Genomic DNA, 21503 nt, shown 5'->3' with positions numbered 1-21503 from the left:
AAAAATAGACAGCGTACATTTTAGAACAGGTATAAATGCGTGCTTTTAGGATATATTATTTGGTTACATTTGATTGAATTTATTAGCAATTAAATAATCAGGTATGCCAAATCATATTCTATCCAAAATCGTCCATCCTGTTGTATTAACAAATGCAAAAGGTGCCCGGTTACTATTCATTTCGAGAATAATAAAACCGCGATTTTACCGCATGACGATACAAATGCTGATTTGTGGTCAAAAAGAATTGATTATCTAACGAGGAATAATCGTCCGGTATATGCAATTACAGATAATAATGTAGTCATCGACATATTAGTGCCCACAGCTGAACATGTTGACAGTATCGATGAAAGTGCTGTTGATAAAGTTGCAATAGCGTTTCGCGTTGATGCCGCATATTATTTTCTGGAGCGTAACAATCCAAATTTTAAAGTACTGCTTGCCACACTCAAAGATGCAAAAGCTAAAGATGTTAGCGTTTTGGTAACGGCAAATAAGCCTGCCTATACAATTATTGACGTTCAAATGCTCACAGGCACTTATGGAAATAACGCGATTCCACATGCACCCGTTATTCCATCCCAACTGCCGAAAATAATTACAAAAACAGCTGTAACGCTTGAAAAAGCAAAAGAATTGTTCGTTATTTTACAACAGACAAATTGCAAACCCTGCCATTCCGCAAAACCCTGCATCCCATTTCAATATCCCGGAAGTGGCTGTTGGGTCAGGGCACATCTGATGTGTTTTATACTGATGGATTTACATGTCATGCCAGGAAAGGCTGGTGTTACGGCAAACTCAACGCACATACGCTCAACGATCCAAATTGCAAAGTGTCATGGGTATTTCACGTAGCGGCTACCGTTGATGTATTGCAACTCACCGGGAAGCCTAAACCAATGGTGCTCGATCCTTCGATGTGCGACGGACCTGTAACGCCGGAAGACTGGAAAAAATTAATGGATACCGGCAATGCAGAACTTCGCTTAACTGACTGGCGGCAATACAATCGCTATGGTGGTGAAGCAGATCTGGCGACGGCACAAAATGACATCATAGAATTCAGGCACGATCTTGATGATATGTGTAAAAAAGATGGCCCGCCGCCATATGCAAAATGTAAATTATAAGTTTTGAAATTTATTGCACAGGAAAATAAACAAAACCAGACGAATGGTCTTTCGAAGCGCCCGTCACACTCGCCAGCGCATTAACTTCATCACGCAATCGCAGGATGCCCAATAGTGCAAAAATTAGCGCTTCTTTAAATTCAAGCAACTTTTTTTCAGGAATGATAACGGTCATTTCCGGAAGATAAAATTTAATCCGGTCAATCAGGAAATTATTGTAAGCGCCGCCGCCGGTAATCAGTAAACTTCCTTTTTTGCCAGATAAAACTGTTGCTGTCTGTATGGCGATGTGTTCGGTGAAAGTCCGCATCTTGTCTTCAATTGCAATATCATGGTTTTCAATCAACGGAAGAATGGTGCTTTTTACAAATTCAATTCCGAGAGATTTTGGGTAAGATTGCCCGTAAAAAGGCAATGCGTCCAATTCAGCAAGCAATTTGTTGTTGATGTTCCCAGACGCGCTGATTTCGCCTTTATCATCATAATCAAACCCGAGTTGATGCGCATAAAAATTCAGCACAGTATTCACAGGCGAAATATCAAACGCTACCCGTTTCTCATTTTCTTCAAACGAAATATTGGAAAAACCACCCAGATTCAGGCAATAATCATACTCATAAAATAATTTGCGGTCGCCGATAGGTACCAATGGAGCACCCTGTCCGCCTAATTCCACATCCTGTACACGGAAATCACAAACTATCGTTTCTCCAACTATCGAAGCAATTTCAGGAAGATTTCCAATTTGCAGCGTAAAGCCATTTTGTGGCTCATGTTTAATAGTATGTCCGTGCGAACACACTGCGTTAAGGTTCTTTATATTGTATTTCCTGATGAAATTCTGAATCGTGCTTCCCAACAAAAAAGTATAAGCAGCATTGAGTTTTTGCAGCTCATTATCCGAAAAACCAACGGCATCTTTTAGCGTCGCAACCCACTCCGCACTATAGCCAACAGTCTCGCATTCAAGTATTTTGAAATACCATTTTCCGTTTTTTATCTTGAAATTGATACGGGCCAGATCGATGCCGTCGAGCGAAGTTCCCGACATAACCCCGATAACGTTGTAGTTTTCTTTAAGCATGACCGCAAAAATACCTATTCTGGTAGAAAATCTGATAATAAATATTTACATTTGGGCACAATTTAACAACAATAGCCTAACATTATTTACACCTATTATGGATTTTAAACTTACCGAAGAGCACTTGATGATTCAGCAGGCAGCGAGGGATTTTGCACAAAATGAACTGCTTCCGGGAGTGATTGAAAGAGATGAAAAGCAGATTTTCCCAACCGAACAAATCAGGAAAATGGGAGAATTAGGCTTTATGGGAATGATGGTCGACCCGAAATACGGCGGCAGCGGACTGGATACCATTTCCTACGTCCTTGCCATGGAGGAAATTTCAAAAGTTGATGCATCGGCTTCGGTAGTAATGTCGGTAAATAATTCGCTCGTATGCTGGGGATTGCAGGCTTTTGGCAGTGAAGAACAAAAGATGGAATGGCTACCGAAATTAGCGTCAGGACAAATCCACGGCGCATTCTGCCTTTCTGAACCTGAAGCCGGAAGCGACGCCACTTCACAAAAAACAACAGCTATCGATAAAGGCGACCATTACCTTGTAAATGGCACCAAAAACTGGATCACCAACGGAAATACCGCCGATTTTTATATCGTAATCGCACAAACAGACGTCGAGAAAAAACACAAAGGCATCAACGCGCTCATCATGACCAAAGACATGCCTGGTCTTTGAAATTGGCCGAAAGAACAAAAAATGGGCATCCGCGGTTCTGACACGCATTCGTTAATGTTTTCTGATGTGAAAGTGCCAAAGGAAAACCGCATCGGCGAAGATGGTTTCGGATTCAAATTTGCCATGAAAACGCTTGCCGGTGGAAGAATCGGAATCGCATCACAAGCTTTGGGAATCGCTTCCGGCGCATATGAACTGGCCTTGAAATACTCAAAAGAGAGAAAGGCTTTCGGGAAAGAAATTTCGCAACACCAGGCCATCGCTTTCAAACTCGCGGATATGGCCGTAAATATTGAATGCTCGCGTCATTTGTGCCTCAAAGCGGCCTGGACAAAGACACGCACCAGAATTATGATTTAAGCGGTGCCATGGCGAAACTCTTCGCTTCACAAACGGCAATGGATACAGCTGTTGAAGCCGTTCAGATTCACGGTGGAAATGGTTACGTAAAAGAATACCACGTAGAAAGAATGATGCGCGATGCGAAAATCACGCAGATTTATGAAGGCACTTCTGAAATTCAGAAAATCGTAATTTCAAGAGCAATCCTTTCGGAATAATTTCATCAATATAATTTCTAAAGACCCTTTCAGCGACGGAAGGGTTTTTATTTTGCCTACATTTACAATATGTACGACGAGTTAAAATACTGGTATTTGCGTGACCATAAACTGTTTCGGGCTTTGAGCTTCGGCCAGATTAAGCAATTGTGCATCATCACAGGATTTAAGAAAGCGGCGAAAGGCGAAATCATTTATTTTTCTGATTCAGATGTGCCAAGAATTTTCCTGCTCAAGAAAGGCGCTATCAAAATTGTTGCGGTCGATGAACATGGCGATGAAACCATCAAAGACATTATCCGCAAAGGCGATTTGTTTGGTGAATTGGCGCTCGAAGCGGACAAGGAAGTCAACGAATACGCAAAAGTACTTTCGGATGAAGTATCCATCTGTAGTTTCCTGATATCGGATTTTGAAAACCTGCTGGTCAAAAATCCCGAATTGGCGCTGAGTTACACCAAATTCGTCGGATTGAAAATGAAACGCATCCGCAACAGTTACACCAATCTTATTTCGAAAGATGCCAAAACCAGGTTATATCAGTTCTTGACGGAATGGAGCGAACGGGACGGAGTCGTTAAAAACGGTGCAGTTATTATCGAAAATTACCTTACACAATCAGACATTGCCCAAATCATCTGCACTTCACGCCAAACGGCAACTTTACTTTTAAATGAAATGGAAAGCAACAAATTGCTGGTTTATGGGAGAAAAGAAATCGTTATTCCTGATCCGATCAAATTACGTACGTAAAATGAATCGTTTTGTAAAGTAGCCGACAAAACTGTTTTTTCAGGCATCGTAAATTTGCTTAAATTTAAATCACTGATTATGAAATCACAGCAAAATTCAAAAAATTCTAAACCGATTACAATGAAAAAACGTAACTTACTTATAGCAATCGCAGTATTCTTTGCAATGACCGTTTCGGCGCAAACGGTAAAAAGGACTGCCAATTTCAATTTAGAAAATAAAGTTGCAATTCAGGGCTATGATCCCGTTGCCTATTTTAAACAAGGCAAAGCTGTCAAGGGGAAAAAGGAAATTGCGTCGTCTTACGAAGGTGCTATTTATTATTTCGCCACACAAGCCGATAAAGACGCTTTTGCGAAAAATCCGGCGGGTTACGAACCGCAATATGGCGGATGGTGCGCGTATGCGATGGGTGCCAACGGCGAAAAAGTTGAAATTGACCCGGAGACATTTAAGATTATTGAGGGCAAATTGTATTTGTTTTACAATGCTTATTTCAATAATACACTGAAAATCCTGGAATAAAGACGAAGTGAATCTGAAGAAAAAAGCAGATGCATTATGGAAAAAAATAAACGGCTGATTATGAAAAATTCAATTTTCATCTGGGCGCTGAGAATTATCGCAGCCGGTATCCTTTTTCAGACTTTATTTTTTAAATTTACGGGAGCCGAAGAAAGCGTCTGGATTTTTTCAAAGCTGGGCATGGAACCATACGGAAGGATTGGTTCGGGAATCGCAGAATTAATCGCCGCAGTGCTGCTATTAATTCCGAGAACCACGCTTTTAGGTGCTTCTTTAAGTTGCGGCATCATGATTGGTGCGATTTTTTCACATATATTTGTATTAGGATTGGTCGTGAAAAACGACGGAGGATTGCTTTTTTCGTTAGCCTTAATATCATTTTTTTGCAGTGCAATGCTGGTCTTCCTGGAAAAGAAAAAATCCCGGATTTAATAAAATTTAAAATATAATATGCTCCTATCTTCGATTAACAACAGCCTGAATGAACTGATTGATCTTTTGGATCAGCTTTCTGACAGCGAATTTTCCAAGCCATGCGCGGCCCTGAGCAACGCCACAATCGGAGAACATACACGGCACATCATCGAAATGTTCCAATGCCTAGAAAATAATTACGTTTCCGGGCTTGTAAATTATGACAAACGCAAACGCGATATCCGTATTCAGTCGGATACCGAATTCGCCAGGGATTCAATTCTTGAAATTAAAGGTAATCTGGCAAAAGCCGACAAAGAAATCGAGTTGCTTCAGGTAATCGATGGAGAAGAAATCCGCATCAGCAGTAATTATTTCAGAGAATTGCTTTACAATCTGGAGCATTGCATTCACCATCAGGCACTTATAAAAGTCGCGATTTTGCAATGTGAAAATGTGACCATTGATGCTAATTTTGGAGTTGCGCGCTCTACAATCGAATACAGGAACCAATGTGCACAGTAAGTTTTGTAAAGGCAAACGACAAAATCATCATCACCTCCAACAGGGATGAACAGGTTTTAAGGGAAGCCGCCATCGAACCCCAAAATTATACGGTCAACGATAAGAAACTCATTTATCCGAAAGATCCGAAAGCCGGGGGCACCTGGTATGCCATCGACGGACCCGGAAATGTAATGGTTTTGCTTAACGGCGCAGCAGAAAAACATGAAGTAAAACCACCTTATCGCAAAAGCCGCGGATTGATTGTTTTAGACATTATAAGTGGAAAATCCCCATTTGAGTCTTGGAAACAAATCGATCTGGATAACATCGAGCCGTTTACACTGATACTTTTTGAAAAACGAACATTTCTTTACCGGTTGCGTTGGGATGGTTTACAGAAGGAAAACCGTACAATTGGATGCCAACCAGAACTACATTTGGTCATCATCAACACTTTATCCGAAAGAAATAAGGGAAGCAAGAGCGGATTGGTTTTACAATTTTCTCGATACAAAACCTGAAATTTCTCCGGCAGAAATGTACAATTTCCATCGTTACACCGAAGAAGGAAATACGCAAAACGGACTCGTCATCAATCGTAATGATGTGCTCAAAACCCTGAGCATCACGCAAACCGTCATTGAAAAAAAAAAGGTCGTGATGTCGCATTATGATTTGATTCGCGAACATGAATCAGAGCAATCATTCTCTCTTTAATCTACTGTATTGAGACTTTTCTTACACAAACTGACCCATTGGGAATACTGGCCTTTCCAGGTGGTTTATGTGCCGATTTACTTTTTGTGGCCGTTTATGCGTTGCGGGCAAAAACGATTTTTTTCTTCAATGCCTGCAATCCCACTATAAAAAATGGCGGATTTATCAATGAGTCGAAGAAGGAAATTTACAATTTGATTCCGCAGCAATATTACCCGAAAACCGGGTTGATTAAAGAAAATACCGCTTTCGCGGAAATACAAAATGTCATTGCAGCTTGCGGAATTCAGTATCCGTTAATTGCCAAACCAGACATCGGACTGCGGGGTGCTGCCGTAAAGAAAATTGATTCTCCGGAAGATTTGAAATTGTATGCTGATAAAGCCAATTTTGATTATTTAGTGCAGGATTTGATCCCGTATCCAAATGAAATCGGGATTTTTTATGTGCGTTATCCGCATGAGAAAGAAGGCCGGATTACCGGAATCGTTGCCAAAGAATTTTTAATCCTGACAGGTGACGGCGTTTCCTCAATTGAAGATTTGCTCAGAAAAGACCCGCGTTATGAAATGCAGCTGAAGGTTTTACAAAAAGAATACGGTGTAAAACTGAAAGAAGTTCTCAAAACGGGAGAGAAAATCAACCTTGTTCCTTACGGAAACCATGCGAGAGGCGCGAAATTCATCGACGGGAGTCATTGGATTTCACCAAAATTAAATGCAGTATTGAATGAAATCTGCCTGCAAATTGATGGTTTTTATTTCGGTCGGATTGATTTAATGTACAATACACTTGAAGAATTAGAAGACGGAAAGAACTTCTCTATCGTTGAACTCAATGGCGCCGCAAGCGAACCGACACATATTTACGACCCAAAGCATTCACTGTTTTTCGCATGGAAGGAACTCATCCGCCATATTCATTATATGTTTGAAATAAGCCTTGAGAACCACAAAAATGGCGCACCATACCTCAATTACAAAGACGGAATGCAGCAATACCGTTTACACAATCTGCACAACGACAAGATAATCAACTTCTGATATGAAAACCCTTAAAAATATAGTAGTGGGTTTTGCGGTGAGTTACATCGGTTCGATTCCGTTGGGATATCTCAATGTAATCGGGTTTAATATTTATGCGAAATCGGGCATGGGACGCCTTACGGAATTTCTTTCTGGTGTTGTAATTATCGAAGCGATTGTAATTTTCGGAACGCTTGTTTTCGCAGATAAATTGACGCACAATACAAGACTCATCAAATACATCGAGCTGTTTTCGATTTTTTTTATGCTGATTTTCAGCCTGGACATTCTACGCCGGATCACAATCGGAAAATGCAGGAACAAATCTGCTTACGCAATACACCAATTACCTACCTTTCTGGATAGGGATTATTACAAGCAGCCTGAATTTCATACAAGTGCCTTTCTGGACCGGATGGAATATATACCTCATTAACGGAAAGTACATTTCGGTTGAAAACAACGACAAGTTCTCTTATCTGGCTGGAACTTTAGCCGGAACTTTTCTTGGAATGTTATCTTTAGTGCTTTTTCTGAATACACTCACAGCGTCAACAGATTTCTTGTCAAAATACCTGATGGCCGTAATTATTCCGTTGTTTTTTCTTGGAATGGCGATTTACCAAACTTATAAATTTCAAAAGAAATACAAACGCATCAATTAGCGTTTCATCGTAAAATGCCCTCTGTAAATTGTCCCGTCAGCCCTGATTACTTTAAACCAATAATCATCAGAAGGCAACGGATGCCCGTTATAAGTGCCGTCCCAACCCTGGCTTTCAGAATCAAAACCGGTGATGAGTTTGCCATATCTATCGAAGATATAAATCTGCATTCCGGGTTCGAATACGGCAAATTTTATCTGCCATTTTTCATTAAATCCATCGCCATTCGGGGTAAAGAATTTAGGGTAATTCAGTAACACAACATCTTCCTGAATGATGCCGCAATCGTGAAGGTCTTTTATAAAAACCTTATAGGTACCGGCAAGAAGGTTTTCAAAAACATTTGATTCCTGATAGTTGATGCCGTCCAGCGAGTAATTATAGAGGCCACTTCCATTGACAAAAACTTCAAAGCTATTGCGGTTGTCGGTTCAGTCTTTGGTTTCAAATCCGGTAAATGTCGCGATGCTTGAGCCAGTCACGGTAATGTCTTTAGCGTCTGAGCAGAATGAGTTGCCATATTGGTTGCTTACGATTACATTGTAAACGCCCGGCGTATCTACATCAATATAAGGTGCGGTTGAGCCTGTCGACCATTGGTAAGTGTCAAATCCCGGATCTGCAAAAATTCTTGTTTTGCCGCCTTCGCAAACATAAATAGGGTCTTGGGTTGTATTGATTACAGGCCAGTTGTTCCGACAAATAATTTAAACGACGTAGTTGCGTGACAGATATGCAGCGTCGAATGTTCAACCCTTACATATATAGTCTGCGGATTAGTGATATTAGTGTAGGTTTCCGGTAACGGATTGCTATTAGTGTCGGCATTCGTTTTGCGAAAGATGGTAGGTGACAACATAATTATCCGGCGGTTGATTGGCCAGAATACTCGATTTTAAAGTGTTTAAATCGAAGCTTGCAGTCTGTTGTCCGGGCGTTCCGCATAACAATAATTCTGATGGAGTCGGGTTGTTGGCTTCGACTAACGGCAACAAAGTGCCCACATTTACATTCACAAATTCAATTCTTCCGCAACTGTCTTCTACCTTGAGCACATACAAGCCTGTACCTAAGTTGGTAAAGATATTGCTGTTAAAATTGTCAAATGCGACCGGAGAAGTAATGGTGAAGTGGTAGGGAGGAACACCAAGAACTTCCAGGAATACACTCGCCTGACCGCCGCCACCGGTACAATCCAAAGAAAAAACGCTAAGAATATCAAGGCTTCCTGTGTAAGTAAATGAATCGTATATCTGGATGCAATTAGCATTTCCGCCATCAAATGTCTGGTAGATTTTGATGATGCGATAAGTACCAACTGCGGTTAAATTAAAAAGCGTGCTCAGGTTGGTGAGCGCAATAGAATTATCGGCTGTAGGAATTGTACCTTCAGGATAAGCGGTGCCTGTATCAGGATGCTCCCATACGTTGGTATTGGGATTAAGTTTCTGAAACCAATAGCTGTCGCCGATGATATTGCTGTTGTCATGCAATGAAACGTCGAAAGAGCCGCAATTCCGGTGCATTTCAAAATTATTGACTCCCGGATCATATCCGCTAACATTTGAGGGAACAACGTATGTAAATCCACAAGCGTCCACAACTGTAAAATCATAACTGCCGGCAGGAAGATCGCTAATATACAATATGCCGCTGGTGATGCCTGAGGTTACATCAAAAGGAAGCGTTTGCGCAAATGCCGCCGGTGCCGCCGTGATTGAAGCCGATGTAAGGGCGCCATTTTTAGAACGCAGACGTATCGAGCCTTCGCTTGCACTGCAGCCTGGGCGTACAATTGGAGGATCCGGCGTAAGTGCCTGGAATGCTGTGAGTTCAAAATGTATTGGTAAAGGAGTATTATAAACTACGCCACATTCATCAGTGACAACGACATCATAACCTCCAATAGGTAAATCGGTTACCAGTAAAGAACCGGTAGTCGCATTAATAAAAGAAGAGACGTCGCTTGGCAATGGCTGCGTGTAGGCCGCCGGTGCAGCAACTATGACAGCCGCAACTATTTTTCTGCCTTCAGGAATTGTAACCCGTATTATGCCTGTAGGTGTTGTACATGTCGCATTGACCTGATTTTTGATAGGAATTAACTTCTTTTCTTTTACTTCATAGTTGCCTTGAGCAGTTCTTCCGCAGCTGTCAGTGATCTCAGCGACATATAAGCCAAGCGGCACAGTGTGTGTGTCGTCGCCATATTGCGTACTCGCTTGCGTGAACGGACCGGATATGCCGGATTCAATGTTGCCGCATTAAAGCCTGTAGGGGAAGTTGTGAAATTTACAGTATAGGGCGGCGAAAAATTACCAATGGTAAGCGTGAGGTATTCCTGCCGCATTCATTTGGAGTTCCTTCCAGATCAACCTCAGGATTTGGATCAATAAGACCACCTCCCGTAAATGGTGGATTATTGCAACTGTCAGTAATCGAAATCTCGTAAGGATACGTCTGGCTTCCGTACAGTGGCAGCGTCATGGTCAGATCCAGTTGGTCGAGAAGTTCCAGAATTATAATTCTGAACGATTACCTGAGTACCGTCGGGAGCAGGAAAATGAATCGTATAAGTTACATTAATCGGATAAATAATGTTGCTGCCTGTGGATGGTGTAACAGAATTACTTATGTCAATCGTTGTACATGAGGTAGCTATAGGAGGATTTGTCGTTCCTCCGATTGTAAGGTTGTTAGACGGTAAAATTAATGTATAAGTATGCACCTCTGCATTACCGCACTGGTCAATCACCCTGACCGTGTAAGCGCCACCCGGTAATCCGTTGAACTGGTTTGAAATCTGGAGCGGCCTTGTTGGTGTTCCTTGAGTAATCTCATAAAAAAAAGGCGCTGAACCCGAAGTGACCGTCACTAATAAATTCCCCGTCGTATCACAATTGGTCGTTGTAGAAGATGAAATTTCAAAATCAAGATTCTGAACCTGATTCAGAATCGTAAAATCCATCTGTTGGGTATTCGAATCATCGTCAAGACTTTGTGTGGCGATAACCCTGTAATTTCCGGCATTAAGTCCGCCAATCGAATTTTGCGAAAACTGACTCAAAGGGGTCGTAACATTCGGCAGTAAATAAAGGCTGAAAAGCATCGTTGCGCCGGCAGTCGTATTGGATGTTTGAAGCGTTATCGTCCCATTTCCCTGACAGGTTTCATTAGTGGACGTTCCGGTCAAAGTAAAAGCAGACAGTTGACAGTAAGCCGTGAACGTCGCAAGCAGAAAAAATAATATAGACAATCTGAATTTCATAAGGTAGGTACTGAAAGTCTGATTTAATGTATGAATTTAATTTTCAAGCTGTTAAATTGGGGAAATTTATCAGTTCTGAAAATCATTTTACGTATTTAACAGCTTCAAATATACAATTTTAACGATTATGGATAAAGATTATTATGCCATTAATTAAACAGCCGGCATCGGTTTTACCCTACTTGTTTTTTTCTTCAATCCAACGTGACATATACTTGGTACTGTTGAGAGTATGGTGCATCAGCATGGCGCCGGTGAAGTTATTTAGCCTGTGTGAAATAAGTGCTTTTTGTAAACTGATAATATGCTTAATAAATGGCACTTCGAAGTTGCTTTTCAGGTAACGGCGATTGAAAATCGAAATGCCGCTTTCGCAAGCTTTTTGCCAAAGCAATTTATCTGAATATAATGCGACAGCGGCGTTTGCAAAATCTTCCGGATTGTCACAAATAAATCCGTTCCATTCACCGTCAATTTCCATTGCTTCTGCACCGATTGAAGTAGTGACACTTGGCGTTCCGCATTGCATAGCTTCCACTAATTTTCCTTTGATTCCGGCACCGAAACGCAATGGCGCGAGCACAACCTTTGCTTTTCTGACGATTTCATCCGCATCTCCTGCGCGCCCCATCACATGAAATCCTGACAAAGGCTGATGCAATTGCAAAACTTTTTGTGAAGGATAAGCGCCATAAATGTGCAATTGCGCTTCCGGAAGTCTTTTCCTGATCAGAGGCCAAATCGCTTCTTTGAGATACTGAACCGCATTCCAATTGGGTTCATGAAGGAAATTACCGATGAAGACAAAATCATTCCGTTCCCCGAATGACGGCCATCTTTGTATGATACTTTCATTTATCGGCTCCAAAAGAAACGGCAGATAATACAATAATGATGCGTCAATTTTAAATGTTTTCTGCAGCAAATCCATTTCAAATTCAGAAATGATCAATGAAATATCACAACGAAAAATACTTGCGGCCTCCCTTTTTGCCACATCTGAAAATAAATCAGCTTCTGCAAATTGTCGGGTTTCCTTAAACGCCAATTGCCTGGCCTGTTGCAAACAATGCAAATCTTCTGTATCAAGAATACGTAACGCATCCGGGCAATTTTCTGCCACGCGCCAACCGAATTGCTCCTCAATCATAAAACGGTCAAAAAGCACGATTTCCGGATTGCATTCCTTTATGAAAAAATCAAAACTGCTGTCATTGAGCAAAATTTTCTGCCGCTGAATACCAATCGACTCCAGGTCATACATAAAATCGCTGTCCATCGCCGCACTCGCAAAAACGACTTCCCAGTCCTGTTCCTGAAATAACCGGATCAGTTGCAGCATTCTGCCGCCTGCCGCCGAAGATTGCGGTTCAGGCCATACAAAACCGATGATGAGGATTTTTAGTGGCATTCTTTTTTGTGCAAAATACGAATAAGAAATTCCAAAATACAAATTCGAAATAACAAATAAATTCCAATATTAAAATTCCAAAGTGGTGCGTTTCAAAAATTGGAATTTGGAACTTATTTGGAATTTGTGATTTGATTTTTTGGAATTTGCAGAAAATAGAATTTTCTGCAAAAATATCAAATTCGCACGAACCTATTTTTTATATTTGCTGAACTTAAACATATCGCAACAAAATGAAAGATTTATTAAAGAAATTTGAAAATAAAGAACCTGAAATCATATTCAACTGGAAAGATGCCGAAACCGATGCCGAAGGCTGGACGGTCATCAATTCCCTGCGTGGCGGAGCAGCCGGCGGCGGAACCAGGATGAGAAAAGGTTTAGATATGAATGAAGTGCTTTCGCTGGCCAAAACCATGGAAGTGAAGTTTACGGTTTCCGGACGCTGCCATCGGCGGCGCAAAATCGGGTATCAATTTCGACCCGACCGACCCGCGAAAAGAAGGCGTTTTGCAGCGCTGGTACAAAGCCGTTTCACCATTATTGAAAAGTTATTACGGTACGGGCGGCGATCTGAACGTTGATGAGATCCACGAAGTAATCCCGATGACTGAAGAATGTGGCGTCTGGCATCCGCAGGAAGGTGTTTTTAACGGGCATTTCAAGCCAACAGAAGCTGATAAAATCAATCGCATCGGGCAATTGCGCCAGGGCGTTGTAAAAGTGATTGAAAATCCGGCGTTTTCACCAGATGTCGCCCGAAAGTATACCGTTGCCGATATGATTACGGGTTACGGAGTGGCGCAGGCGGTTCGTCATTTTTATGATATTTATGGCGGTTCCGTAAAAGGAAAGAAAGCGATTGTTCAGGGATTTGGGAACGTAGGTTCTGCCGCTGCTTTTTACCTGGCGGATATGGGTGCTAAAGTTGTAGGAATCATTGATCGCGATGGCGGACTCATCAATAAAGACGGATTTTCATTTGAAGAAATCCGCGATTTATTCCTCAAAAAAGACGGCAATAAACTGGTTGCCGAAAATATGATTCCGTTTGAACAAATCAACGAAGAAATCTGGACGATCGGCGCTGAGATTTTCACGCCTTGCGCTGCTTCGCGTCTGGTAACGCAATCACAGGTAGAAAGCATGATCGCTTCGGGTCTTGAAGTGATTTCATGCGGGCCAATGTACCTTTCGCTGACAAGGAAATTTTCTTTCGCCCGATTATGGAGAACATCGATGCGAAAGTGAGCCTGATTCCGGATTTCATTTCAAACTGCGGAATGGCGCGTGTTTTCGCTTATTTCATGGAGAAAAAAGTACAAATGACCGACGAGGCCATCTTTAACGATACATCTGAAATCATCAAAAATGCCATTGCAAAAGCACATCAGCTAAGTAATGGCAAGACCAACATCAGCGCGACTGCGTTTGAAATCGCGTTGAAGCAGTTGGTGTAATTGAGTCGAAAGTCACAAGTCGAAAGTCCAAAGTCAGCACCGAAAGTTGTATGAATTTTGCAGAGTTTCAACTTTGCCTTTCAACTTTCGGCTAAAGCAATTTATTTTCCTTATTTTCGTTTACAAATAACAGTTTAACCGATAATAATGGTGCAATACACACAAATAGAACACAAAAAAGAATCGCTGATCATCACTTCGGCGCTTTTTGTCTTGTTATTTATTTTGCTTTATTTCCTTTCGGGAAGCATCACCCAGCTCAATGATCTCGAAGGCGGTGGCGGGGGTGGCGATATTGCGGTCAATTTTGGCGACAGCGACACAGGTTCCGGAGATAATTATCAATCAAGAGAACCGGCTCCGGCGCAGGCACAGGTTAAAACACCTGAAAAAGTGCAGGAAGAGGAAATCATTACGAATCAATCGGATGACGATGTTCCGGCTGTGACAACGGTAAAACCTAAAGCTGAACCTAAAAAACCTGACGTAAAACCAGTCGTTGAGCCACCAAAACCAAAACCGTCACAATCTACCAACGATGCATTGTCGAATGTATTGAACAGCAGCAACTCCAAAGGCGGCGACGGCGATGATAAGACCGGAGGCAACAAAGGAAAAGCCAACGGCGATACCAATGCAACCGGCTACAACGGTGGCGGCGGTTCGGGCACAGGAAGCGGCGGCGGCAACGGAAGCGGGCAGGGGATAGGTACCGGCAGCGGCTATGGCGCAGGAAATGGCGGTGGTAACGGAAACGGTAGCGGCAACTGGAAACTCGCAGGAGAAAACTCAGCAGCAGCAGCAAGCAAGTACAAAAATGTAACGAATATGGAACTGTTGTAGTTCAGATTACTGTGAACAGGGAAGGAAAAGTAATCGGTACAAAATATACAAAAGGCACAACAAATACCAGTCAATGTCTTTTAGATCCTGCGTATGCAACGGCGCGCACTTACAAATGGGAGCCAAAACCAGACGCACCGGAAACCCAAATCGGGACGATTACGATCAACTTCAAACTGGGCGAATAAACTGCATGATGACGTATCAGCAAACCGTCGAATGGATGTTCAGCCAGCTTTCGGTTTACCAGCATCAGGGTGCATCAGCTTATAAAAAAGACCTTACCAACACTATTTTACTGGCTAATCATTTGGGCAATCCGCAGCGAAATCTCAAATGCATTCACGTTGCCGGAACCAATGGGAAAGGGTCGACTTCACACATGTTGGCTTCGATTTTGCAGGAAGCCGGATACAAAACAGGTCTGTACACATCGCCCCATTTAAAGGATTTCCGCGAACGTATTAAAATTGACGGCAACGAAATCAATGAAAATTTTGTAGTCGATTTTATTGAAATGAATAAACCTTTTTTTGAAGCAAACGACCTGAGTTTCTTCGAAATGACGGTCGGCCTGGCTTTTGATTATTTCAATAGCGAGAATGTAGACATTGCCATAATCGAAGTCGGAATGGGAGGAAGACTCGATTCTACAAACATCATTATGCCATTAATTTCAGTCATCACCAACATTGGATTGGATCATACGCAGTTTTTAGGAACAACATTACCAGAAATCGCTTTTGAAAAAGCCGGCATTATCAAGCCACGGATTCCTGTTGTAATCGGTGAATATGTTCCAGCAACAAAACCTGTTTTCGTTCAAAAAGCCGAAGAAAATAATTCACCGTTATATTTCGCTTCCGAATTAATCGAAACAACTTATCCGTCGGCTTTGCTCGGAGATTATCAGATTCAGAATAAAAAAACGGTGCTTCAGGCGATTCGGGTGCTTCAAATGCAGAATGAATTCCGCGTAAGCGAAGAAAATATAAAAACAGGATTTTCTGAATGTCATTAAAAATACCGGTTTGCAAGGCCGCTGGCAGCAAATCCACGAAAATCCTAAAGTGATTTGCGATACGGCGCACAACAGCCACGGACTAAAAATCGTCCTGAATCAATTATTGCACGAAGATTTTGAGCAGTTGCATATCGTTATGGGTGTAGTGAATGATAAGGATTTGGATGAAATTCTGCCGCTATTTCCGAAAAATGCGGTTTATTATTTTTCAAAACCGAATGTACCGCGCGGTCTTGATGCTGCAATTCTGCAACAAAAAGCTTCAGGTTTCGGACTTGAAGGCGAAAGGTACAATTCGGTTTCAACAGCTTACAAAGCAGCTTTAGATAAAGCAAAAAGCACGGATTTAATTTATGTTGGCGGCAGTACTTTTGTCGTTGCAGAAGTTTTGTAAATCCTGATATAGATTATTGCGGAATCTGCTCTGCTAAGACTTCATTCCCTTTCCGGTCATAATAAATACATGTCATTTCTGCCATGTTTACTACCCATTTTTCGATGCCTGATTTTGCACAATCGTTGCAAAATGTCGGATAATCTGTGTTGCCATGCTGGTGCGACCTGAGGTCTGCTTTAAATTGCGCTGTGTTGGAAATTTCAGCGATATTTAACGGCTCATATTTTGCGCCGGTTGAAGTTTTATAATCGGCTGCGCCATAATAATCGGTATGCCCGTCTGCTACAAAAGTTTCATAACTGGTGACGCCTAACTTTTTGAGATCCTGGATATAGGCCGGGAAATCTGCGCCTGACTTGACTTTGCTGTGTGCTGCCCTGATTTGTTCTGTTGTAAACATTATGGTTGAATTTAATTAACTTCTTAAGATTTTCTCCATCGGCCTTCCTTTCGCGAGCTCATCAATAAGCTTATCCATATAACGGATTTTTTTCATGAGCTCATTTTCGATTTCTTCGATGCGATAGCCGCAAATTACGCCTGTTATTTTCGATGCGTTTTCATTAAGTTGTGCCGATGCGAAGAAAGTTTCAAAATCAACGCGATTGTCAATCTGCTGTTGTAATGCTGACTGTGTATAGCCTGTCAGCCAGCAAATGACAGTGTCTACCTCTTCTTTTGTGCGGCCTTTTTCTCAGCTTTAGCGATATAATGCGGATAAACACCGCGAATGAAGTCTTGAAAATTCTGTGGTTTTCCATATAATTTGTATGAATTGCAATATACGACAGATTCCTGATACAGAAAAATGCCATTAATTTTACAAAATAGTAATCAAATAATATAACTTCATGCGACAAGGATTTAATAATTTGGCTGTAGGTTCTTACAAAAAAATAATCACTAAAAACACACCAATATGGACTCAAATTACGTTATCAACAGATTGAAAAATACACTTTACAAATATCCAACCGTAGAGTTACTGCGTACAAGGTTAAAGAATGTCGATGCAGATACAAGAGAAACCATCGTACATAACCTGAAAATTGAGCTTTGGAAACACCGCAATGCCGATATCCACGAGCCTCTTTTTGAATTGCTGCACAAAATGCCATTGTCGGCATAATTTCAGGATGGGCGAAGTTGCTATAGATAGAAACCGAAGTTGAAGATTCAGCTTCGGTTTTTATTTTTTCAAATTTAGCTTATAGTTTTCTTTGTTTAACGGCTTCGTACAATACAATTCCTGTTGTCGTCGCAAGATTTAAGCTTTCAACTTTTCCCGTCATTTCAATCCGAAGGCAAAATTGGCATTGTTTCAAAACAGTTTCGGTTAAGCCATTGGCTTCGTCTCCAAACCAGATCGCGAGTTTCGGATACGTTAAATTGCTTTCATGCAAATGATAATTTTTCGCGCATGATGCTGCTGGTGAAGTCCCGATTGAGGTAAAATTATTTTTACTGAGGAAATCAAGGCATTCCTGCGATGTGTCAAAACGTTCAATGTTTGTATGTCTGACTGCGCCCGAAGAATGTTTGATAAGCGATTTCCTTTCTTTTAAAATATCCGGGTCGCGGTCGATTCGATTCAGGCCATCAATGATATACAATTTATTAACGCCCAATCCGTTGACATTTCGGATAACATTGCCAATGTTGATGATGTAATTTGGGTTTTCAAGGACTGCAATCAATTCCATTAGTGGTGTTGTTATTTCTGAATTTAAAGCTGTATTCTCTTCTGATTTTGGCTAAATTTTCGCCTTTGCATTCGTCTAAAGTCAAAAAATATATCGACTTCATTGATTTTCCATTACGATATTCTCCCGGCAGGCTTTTCCATGTTGAAGGATAGAATAGGAAAAGCGAAAAAAATAACAGGCAAGGCAAAGTATAGTTCCCGTTTCCGATTAAGTAAGCCTGCATTTTTATTTCATCCTGCATTGTCATTTCATATCCTAAAATGAGATGTTTTAAATCGTGGTTTTCGAATTTCGGGATAAGCCGGTAATTTCTTTCGTCTAATAGCTGTGAAACGCCATATCCAACTGTATCAATGTCTAAACTTCTTAAATGATTTAACTTTTTTTCTAATGGCGCTGTTCTGTAAATTTTTTCTAATATCCAGATAGTTCCGCCGGTCAGTTTGAAATTTTCAGGGGTTTTGATTTTATATTTTGAGTTGGAAAAATGAGCCATTATTTACTGAAATGGAGATATTTCATGGGATTTACAATGTCACTAATGTAAAGTGCGCCAAAAAAATCAAGTGAAGCTACAACGAAGTTATGAAAAATACTCATTCAAGATGTAGTAAGTAGGATAGCGTTATTGCCGTTTGGTATATTGGATTTGATTGGAGGTATATTTTGATGGGATTAGTACGCTGATCCTTTTTGGGTGCCTTCACAGCAAAACCAAAGCCGATGAAAAATCGGCTTGTTTTTTTATTTTCACAAAGTTTACAAAAGCGAGCTTTTGACGCTCTCCGAAAATAAAAAAACCGAAACGCTCGTTTCGGTTTTTTTGTGGGCGATGAGGGATTCGAACCCCGACCCTCTGGGTGTAAACCAGATGCTCTGAACCAACTGAGCTAATCGCCCTCAATTGGAGTGCAAATATAAAGCACTTTTTGTGATTTGCAAATAAAATCCAAAGAAATATTTACGTTGTCTGTGATAAAAAAAGCCCTGCATTGCTGCAGGGCTAATAAAAAAAAACAAAAAATCAAATTATATTTTTTAATAGGTCTTAAATTGAAATACTGGTGAATCCGAAGTATTGCCGGCACCGTCTTTTGTAACTACTTTCCAATAATAGGTTGCGGCACCTGAAACAGAAATGGCATCCAGGTGGGCGCTTGTTGCCGTGCCGACTTTTGTAGTGGGGTTTGTAGTTGTGTCCATATAAAGATCATACGAAACGATGTCATTATCAACATCACTGCCTGTCCACGCAAAATTTACTGTCGGGCCGCTAATGGTGCTGCTCATCGGTGGCGAAACCGCTTCGGCCGGAAAAGGGACGTAATTGACGGTTCCGGTTCCGGAATTATAAAATTTCCATTTTTCGCTTGTAGCTGTGGCCGTAGCACTTTTTGATTTTGAAACGATATACCATGAATACGGAGTGCCTTTAAGCAGCGTTACGTCAAAATTGGTAACAGCACCTGCAACATACTGCAAGGTTGTCTGTGTTGTCAGGTTTTTTACATATAAAATATAGGAGTCGGCGTTTGCTGAAGGGTTCCACTGAAAAGTAACTTTGCTTTCTGTTTCCGAAACACTTGTTCCGCTGAGGCATTCCGAATTGTTGGCCGGAGCGCTCAATATTGCAGCCACCGGTGGATTGCCGGTTTCTTCTGAACCGCCGCCACCGCCTGAACCGCAACTAAATATAACAAATGCTCCTGCTAAGGCGAATGTTTTTATTATGTTTCTCATTGTCGTATGAATTTTGAATTATAAATAGAAGTGTTAGAAACCAACTTGACAACATAACTGCCGACGGCAAGCTCGTTTACATTAACACCAATTTGATTGTTTTCAGGCTGTAATTGTTTGTCGATAATCAGTTTCCCGACCATCGAGTACACCTGAACGCTGACTTTTTCATTCTCCTGTGAAGGAAAACTCAGGTAAAGCATGCCGTCTTTTACAGGATTAGGAAAAACGCTCATCTTATCTTCCATCATAAAACTCTCGCGATAACTGCCCTGGCATTCAAGATCAGTGGTTACCACGACGTCATTTTTACCGGGTTTAAGGTTAAGTGTGACAGCTGTTTGCCCGGTGATAAAAGTTTCTCCGTTAAGACTGACAGTATAAAGGTGTCCGCCGCTCAAATCTAAGGTCACATTGTATTCTTGTTGCGAAGGACGCGCCAAAACCGCCAAATCGACAGGTTCATTGATGTTTACATCGAAACAACGGCTAAAAGTCGGAATCGTGGGAATCGTGATACAAACTTCGTAAACTCCCGCCTGTAAATTGGTAAAGAAGTCGACGTCGTGAATGCATTCGATGCACCGCCGGTAATTGTTGCAACATAAGGATGATTGGCCGCCGATGTGATTTCAACACTACCGTTATTTGAACTCCTGCAACTCTCTCCGGTTGCTTTAATATTGAAGTTACTTGAAGGCAGGCTAAACAGCGTACAGCCATTAAAATCAACAACATCGCCCGAAGGGTATTCGGGCAATTGTCATTTATATTGGCTACATTGTCATTGTCATCGTCGGGCTGGATTAACGAAAACTTTATCCAGTTGAGGTTAAACCCAGCATCTATTACCGTAATTCTGGCCTTATATCTTCCTGCCGGCAAAAGCGCCTGGGTAGATTTTGTATTCCAGGTTTGCCAGTTACCTGTGGGCGAAAGTGTGACGACTTGAATATCCTGGGTCGTTTCGTTGATCAGTTGTAATTTTATTTTTGAAGTCGCCGATTCTGCTGAATAACGATATTCAATCGTATAATTTCCCGTTTCGCCTACGTTGACAAGGTAATCGAGATAATCACCGCTATCGGTATAATTAATAGCTAACGTGCCGCCAGTATCATTCGCGGTTTCAGTCGTGAGGCCGTAATTGAAAAAAAAATTCTCCGCTTCAATTTTTCCTGAGATCCCAAGAATATTGCCCACATTGTTCTGCACAGGTTTATCCGTGAAAACAGACTGTATTGTAGCATCGTTGGCTATTATATTGGTGCCATTGTAGGCGATGGTTACTACATCAGAAGCATTAATAGCGACGGTTGGTTTAATCACCAAACCTTGATTGGCGGTGTTGTAATTAATCGATGTGATTGCTTTTTGTACGCCATTCACAAACAATTGGATATTACTGTCTGAAAAGTTAATGCCCGTTTGCAGCGCCTTATTGAAATTCACATTGATTTTATCGCCCAGAATATTGGTAGAAGCACCAACCATTTTCATGGCTACCTGTGACGTATTTCTTTCATTTTTAAATTCAAGGTAATTCAAATTGAAGTTGCCGATTTCAAAATAGATTTTCACCTTATTTT

General features: G+C 41.3%; 24 protein-coding genes, 1 tRNA gene and 5 pseudogenes. 17 read left to right on the top strand and 13 right to left on the bottom strand.

Annotated features, from left to right (window positions below; all coding sequences use genetic code 11):
• The first annotated feature begins 528 nt into the window (after positions 1-528).
• Positions 529-1136, top strand: a pseudogene (locus ACSLFW_RS20855) (protein-glutamine glutaminase family protein).
• 10 nt (positions 1137-1146) lie between these two features.
• Here the strand turns inward: ACSLFW_RS20855 and ACSLFW_RS20850 are convergent.
• On the bottom strand, positions 1147-2220 hold the full coding sequence (locus ACSLFW_RS20850; RefSeq protein WP_436557349.1) for an anhydro-N-acetylmuramic acid kinase: 1074 nt from the start codon (positions 2218-2220) through the stop codon (positions 1147-1149).
• Between the two features lie 97 nt (positions 2221-2317).
• Here ACSLFW_RS20850 and ACSLFW_RS20845 point away from each other — a divergent pair.
• From ACSLFW_RS20845 to ACSLFW_RS20800, 10 genes and pseudogenes are all read left to right on the top strand, one after another.
• A pseudogene (locus tag ACSLFW_RS20845) lies at positions 2318-3459 on the top strand (acyl-CoA dehydrogenase family protein).
• A gap of 69 nt (positions 3460-3528) precedes the next feature.
• Complete coding sequence (locus tag ACSLFW_RS20840) at positions 3529-4212, top strand: Crp/Fnr family transcriptional regulator (RefSeq protein WP_436557348.1); 684 nt, start codon at positions 3529-3531, stop codon at positions 4210-4212.
• 120 nt (positions 4213-4332) lie between these two features.
• Positions 4333-4737 carry a YHS domain-containing (seleno)protein gene (locus ACSLFW_RS20835; RefSeq protein ID WP_436557347.1) on the top strand — a complete coding sequence of 135 codons (405 nt, stop codon included), beginning with the start codon at positions 4333-4335 and terminating at the stop codon, positions 4735-4737.
• A 60-nt stretch (positions 4738-4797) separates the two neighbouring features.
• Positions 4798-5169, top strand: a complete 372-nt coding sequence (locus ACSLFW_RS20830) for a DoxX family protein (protein WP_436557346.1) — start codon at positions 4798-4800, stop codon at positions 5167-5169.
• Between the two features lie 18 nt (positions 5170-5187).
• On the top strand, positions 5188-5676 hold the full coding sequence (locus tag ACSLFW_RS20825) for a DinB family protein (protein WP_436557345.1): 489 nt from the start codon (positions 5188-5190) through the stop codon (positions 5674-5676).
• A complete protein-coding gene (locus ACSLFW_RS20820; RefSeq protein WP_436557344.1) occupies positions 5664-6179 on the top strand; it encodes an NRDE family protein in 516 nt (171 codons plus the stop codon). Before ACSLFW_RS20825 ends, ACSLFW_RS20820 begins: the two co-directional genes overlap by 13 nt.
• A gap of 16 nt (positions 6180-6195) precedes the next feature.
• Positions 6196-6375 (top strand): hypothetical protein, encoded by a 180-nt coding sequence (locus ACSLFW_RS20815; protein WP_436557343.1) that lies wholly within the window; start codon positions 6196-6198, stop codon positions 6373-6375.
• A gap of 38 nt (positions 6376-6413) precedes the next feature.
• Complete coding sequence (locus ACSLFW_RS20810) at positions 6414-7418, top strand: D-alanine--D-alanine ligase (protein ID WP_436557342.1); 1005 nt, start codon at positions 6414-6416, stop codon at positions 7416-7418.
• A gap of 1 nt (position 7419) precedes the next feature.
• Entirely contained in the window at positions 7420-7836 is a 417-nt protein-coding gene (locus ACSLFW_RS20805; RefSeq protein ID WP_436557341.1) for a hypothetical protein, read from the top strand.
• Positions 7799-8065, top strand: a complete 267-nt coding sequence (locus ACSLFW_RS20800) for a hypothetical protein (RefSeq protein WP_436557340.1) — start codon at positions 7799-7801, stop codon at positions 8063-8065. Before ACSLFW_RS20805 ends, ACSLFW_RS20800 begins: the two co-directional genes overlap by 38 nt.
• Here the strand turns inward: ACSLFW_RS20800 and ACSLFW_RS20795 are convergent.
• Complete coding sequence (locus ACSLFW_RS20795; protein WP_436557339.1) at positions 8062-8325, bottom strand: T9SS type B sorting domain-containing protein; 264 nt, start codon at positions 8323-8325, stop codon at positions 8062-8064. The genes ACSLFW_RS20800 and ACSLFW_RS20795 overlap by 4 nt on opposite strands.
• 136 nt (positions 8326-8461) lie before the next feature.
• Between ACSLFW_RS20795 and ACSLFW_RS20790 the strand changes: the two genes are divergently transcribed.
• On the top strand, positions 8462-8611 hold the full coding sequence (locus ACSLFW_RS20790) for a hypothetical protein (RefSeq protein WP_436557338.1): 150 nt from the start codon (positions 8462-8464) through the stop codon (positions 8609-8611).
• 269 nt (positions 8612-8880) lie between these two features.
• Here the strand turns inward: ACSLFW_RS20790 and ACSLFW_RS20785 are convergent, their stop codons facing one another.
• The 3 genes from ACSLFW_RS20785 to ACSLFW_RS20775 all read right to left on the bottom strand — a co-directional run bounded on the left by ACSLFW_RS20785 (position 8881) and on the right by ACSLFW_RS20775 (position 12744).
• Positions 8881-10254 (bottom strand): hypothetical protein, encoded by a 1374-nt coding sequence (locus tag ACSLFW_RS20785; protein ID WP_436557337.1) that lies wholly within the window; start codon positions 10252-10254, stop codon positions 8881-8883.
• 242 nt (positions 10255-10496) lie between these two features.
• Positions 10497-11258, bottom strand: coding sequence for a hypothetical protein (locus tag ACSLFW_RS20780; RefSeq protein ID WP_436557336.1), 762 nt, complete (start codon positions 11256-11258; stop codon positions 10497-10499).
• Positions 11259-11511: 253 nt separating this feature from the next.
• On the bottom strand, positions 11512-12744 hold the full coding sequence (locus ACSLFW_RS20775) for a glycosyltransferase (RefSeq protein WP_436557335.1): 1233 nt from the start codon (positions 12742-12744) through the stop codon (positions 11512-11514).
• 233 nt (positions 12745-12977) lie between these two features.
• Between ACSLFW_RS20775 and ACSLFW_RS20770 the strand changes: the two are divergent.
• The 4 genes and pseudogenes from ACSLFW_RS20770 to ACSLFW_RS20755 all read left to right on the top strand — a co-directional run bounded on the left by ACSLFW_RS20770 (position 12978) and on the right by ACSLFW_RS20755 (position 16465).
• Positions 12978-14204: pseudogene (locus ACSLFW_RS20770) on the top strand (Glu/Leu/Phe/Val dehydrogenase dimerization domain-containing protein).
• Between the two features lie 147 nt (positions 14205-14351).
• On the top strand, positions 14352-15047 hold the full coding sequence (locus ACSLFW_RS20765) for an energy transducer TonB (protein WP_436557334.1): 696 nt from the start codon (positions 14352-14354) through the stop codon (positions 15045-15047).
• 11 nt (positions 15048-15058) lie between these two features.
• The gene (locus ACSLFW_RS20760) at positions 15059-15235 is read left to right on the top strand and encodes a hypothetical protein (RefSeq protein ID WP_436557333.1); all 177 of its coding nucleotides are present in this window, start codon (positions 15059-15061) and stop codon (positions 15233-15235) included.
• An 8-nt stretch (positions 15236-15243) separates the two neighbouring features.
• Positions 15244-16465, top strand: a pseudogene (locus ACSLFW_RS20755) (bifunctional folylpolyglutamate synthase/dihydrofolate synthase).
• Between the two features lie 13 nt (positions 16466-16478).
• Here the strand turns inward: ACSLFW_RS20755 and ACSLFW_RS20750 are convergent.
• Positions 16479-16868, bottom strand: a complete 390-nt coding sequence (locus ACSLFW_RS20750) for a DUF1398 domain-containing protein (RefSeq protein ID WP_436557332.1) — start codon at positions 16866-16868, stop codon at positions 16479-16481.
• 15 nt (positions 16869-16883) lie between these two features.
• Positions 16884-17229 (bottom strand): annotated as a pseudogene (locus ACSLFW_RS20745) (DUF2200 domain-containing protein).
• A 158-nt stretch (positions 17230-17387) separates the two neighbouring features.
• Here ACSLFW_RS20745 and ACSLFW_RS20740 point away from each other — a divergent pair.
• Positions 17388-17597: a hypothetical protein gene (locus tag ACSLFW_RS20740; protein WP_436557331.1), complete on the top strand. Its 210-nt coding sequence runs from the start codon at positions 17388-17390 to the stop codon at positions 17595-17597.
• A gap of 79 nt (positions 17598-17676) precedes the next feature.
• Here ACSLFW_RS20740 and ACSLFW_RS20735 read toward each other — a convergent pair whose 3' ends face one another.
• The 6 genes from ACSLFW_RS20735 to ACSLFW_RS20710 all read right to left on the bottom strand — a co-directional run bounded on the left by ACSLFW_RS20735 (position 17677) and on the right by ACSLFW_RS20710 (position 21495).
• Positions 17677-18171: a TrmH family RNA methyltransferase gene (locus tag ACSLFW_RS20735; protein WP_436557330.1), complete on the bottom strand. Its 495-nt coding sequence runs from the start codon at positions 18169-18171 to the stop codon at positions 17677-17679.
• On the bottom strand, positions 18149-18670 hold the full coding sequence (locus ACSLFW_RS20730; protein ID WP_436557329.1) for a hypothetical protein: 522 nt from the start codon (positions 18668-18670) through the stop codon (positions 18149-18151). The genes ACSLFW_RS20735 and ACSLFW_RS20730 overlap by 23 nt, the downstream gene beginning before the upstream one ends.
• A gap of 330 nt (positions 18671-19000) precedes the next feature.
• Positions 19001-19074, bottom strand: a tRNA-Val gene (locus ACSLFW_RS20725).
• A gap of 138 nt (positions 19075-19212) precedes the next feature.
• Positions 19213-19914: a hypothetical protein gene (locus ACSLFW_RS20720; protein ID WP_436557328.1), complete on the bottom strand. Its 702-nt coding sequence runs from the start codon at positions 19912-19914 to the stop codon at positions 19213-19215.
• Positions 19911-20327 (bottom strand): T9SS type A sorting domain-containing protein, encoded by a 417-nt coding sequence (locus ACSLFW_RS20715; protein WP_436557327.1) that lies wholly within the window; start codon positions 20325-20327, stop codon positions 19911-19913. Before ACSLFW_RS20715 ends, ACSLFW_RS20720 begins: the two co-directional genes overlap by 4 nt.
• Positions 20328-20403: 76 nt before the next feature.
• On the bottom strand, positions 20404-21495 hold the full coding sequence (locus tag ACSLFW_RS20710) for a carbohydrate-binding protein (RefSeq protein ID WP_436557326.1): 1092 nt from the start codon (positions 21493-21495) through the stop codon (positions 20404-20406).
• Positions 21496-21503 lie beyond the last annotated feature (8 nt).

Source organism: Flavobacterium sp. 3HN19-14 (assembly GCF_051373205.1).
Lineage (GTDB): Bacteria > Bacteroidota > Bacteroidia > Flavobacteriales > Flavobacteriaceae > Flavobacterium.
This window is presented reverse-complemented; position numbering and strand designations above follow the sequence as displayed.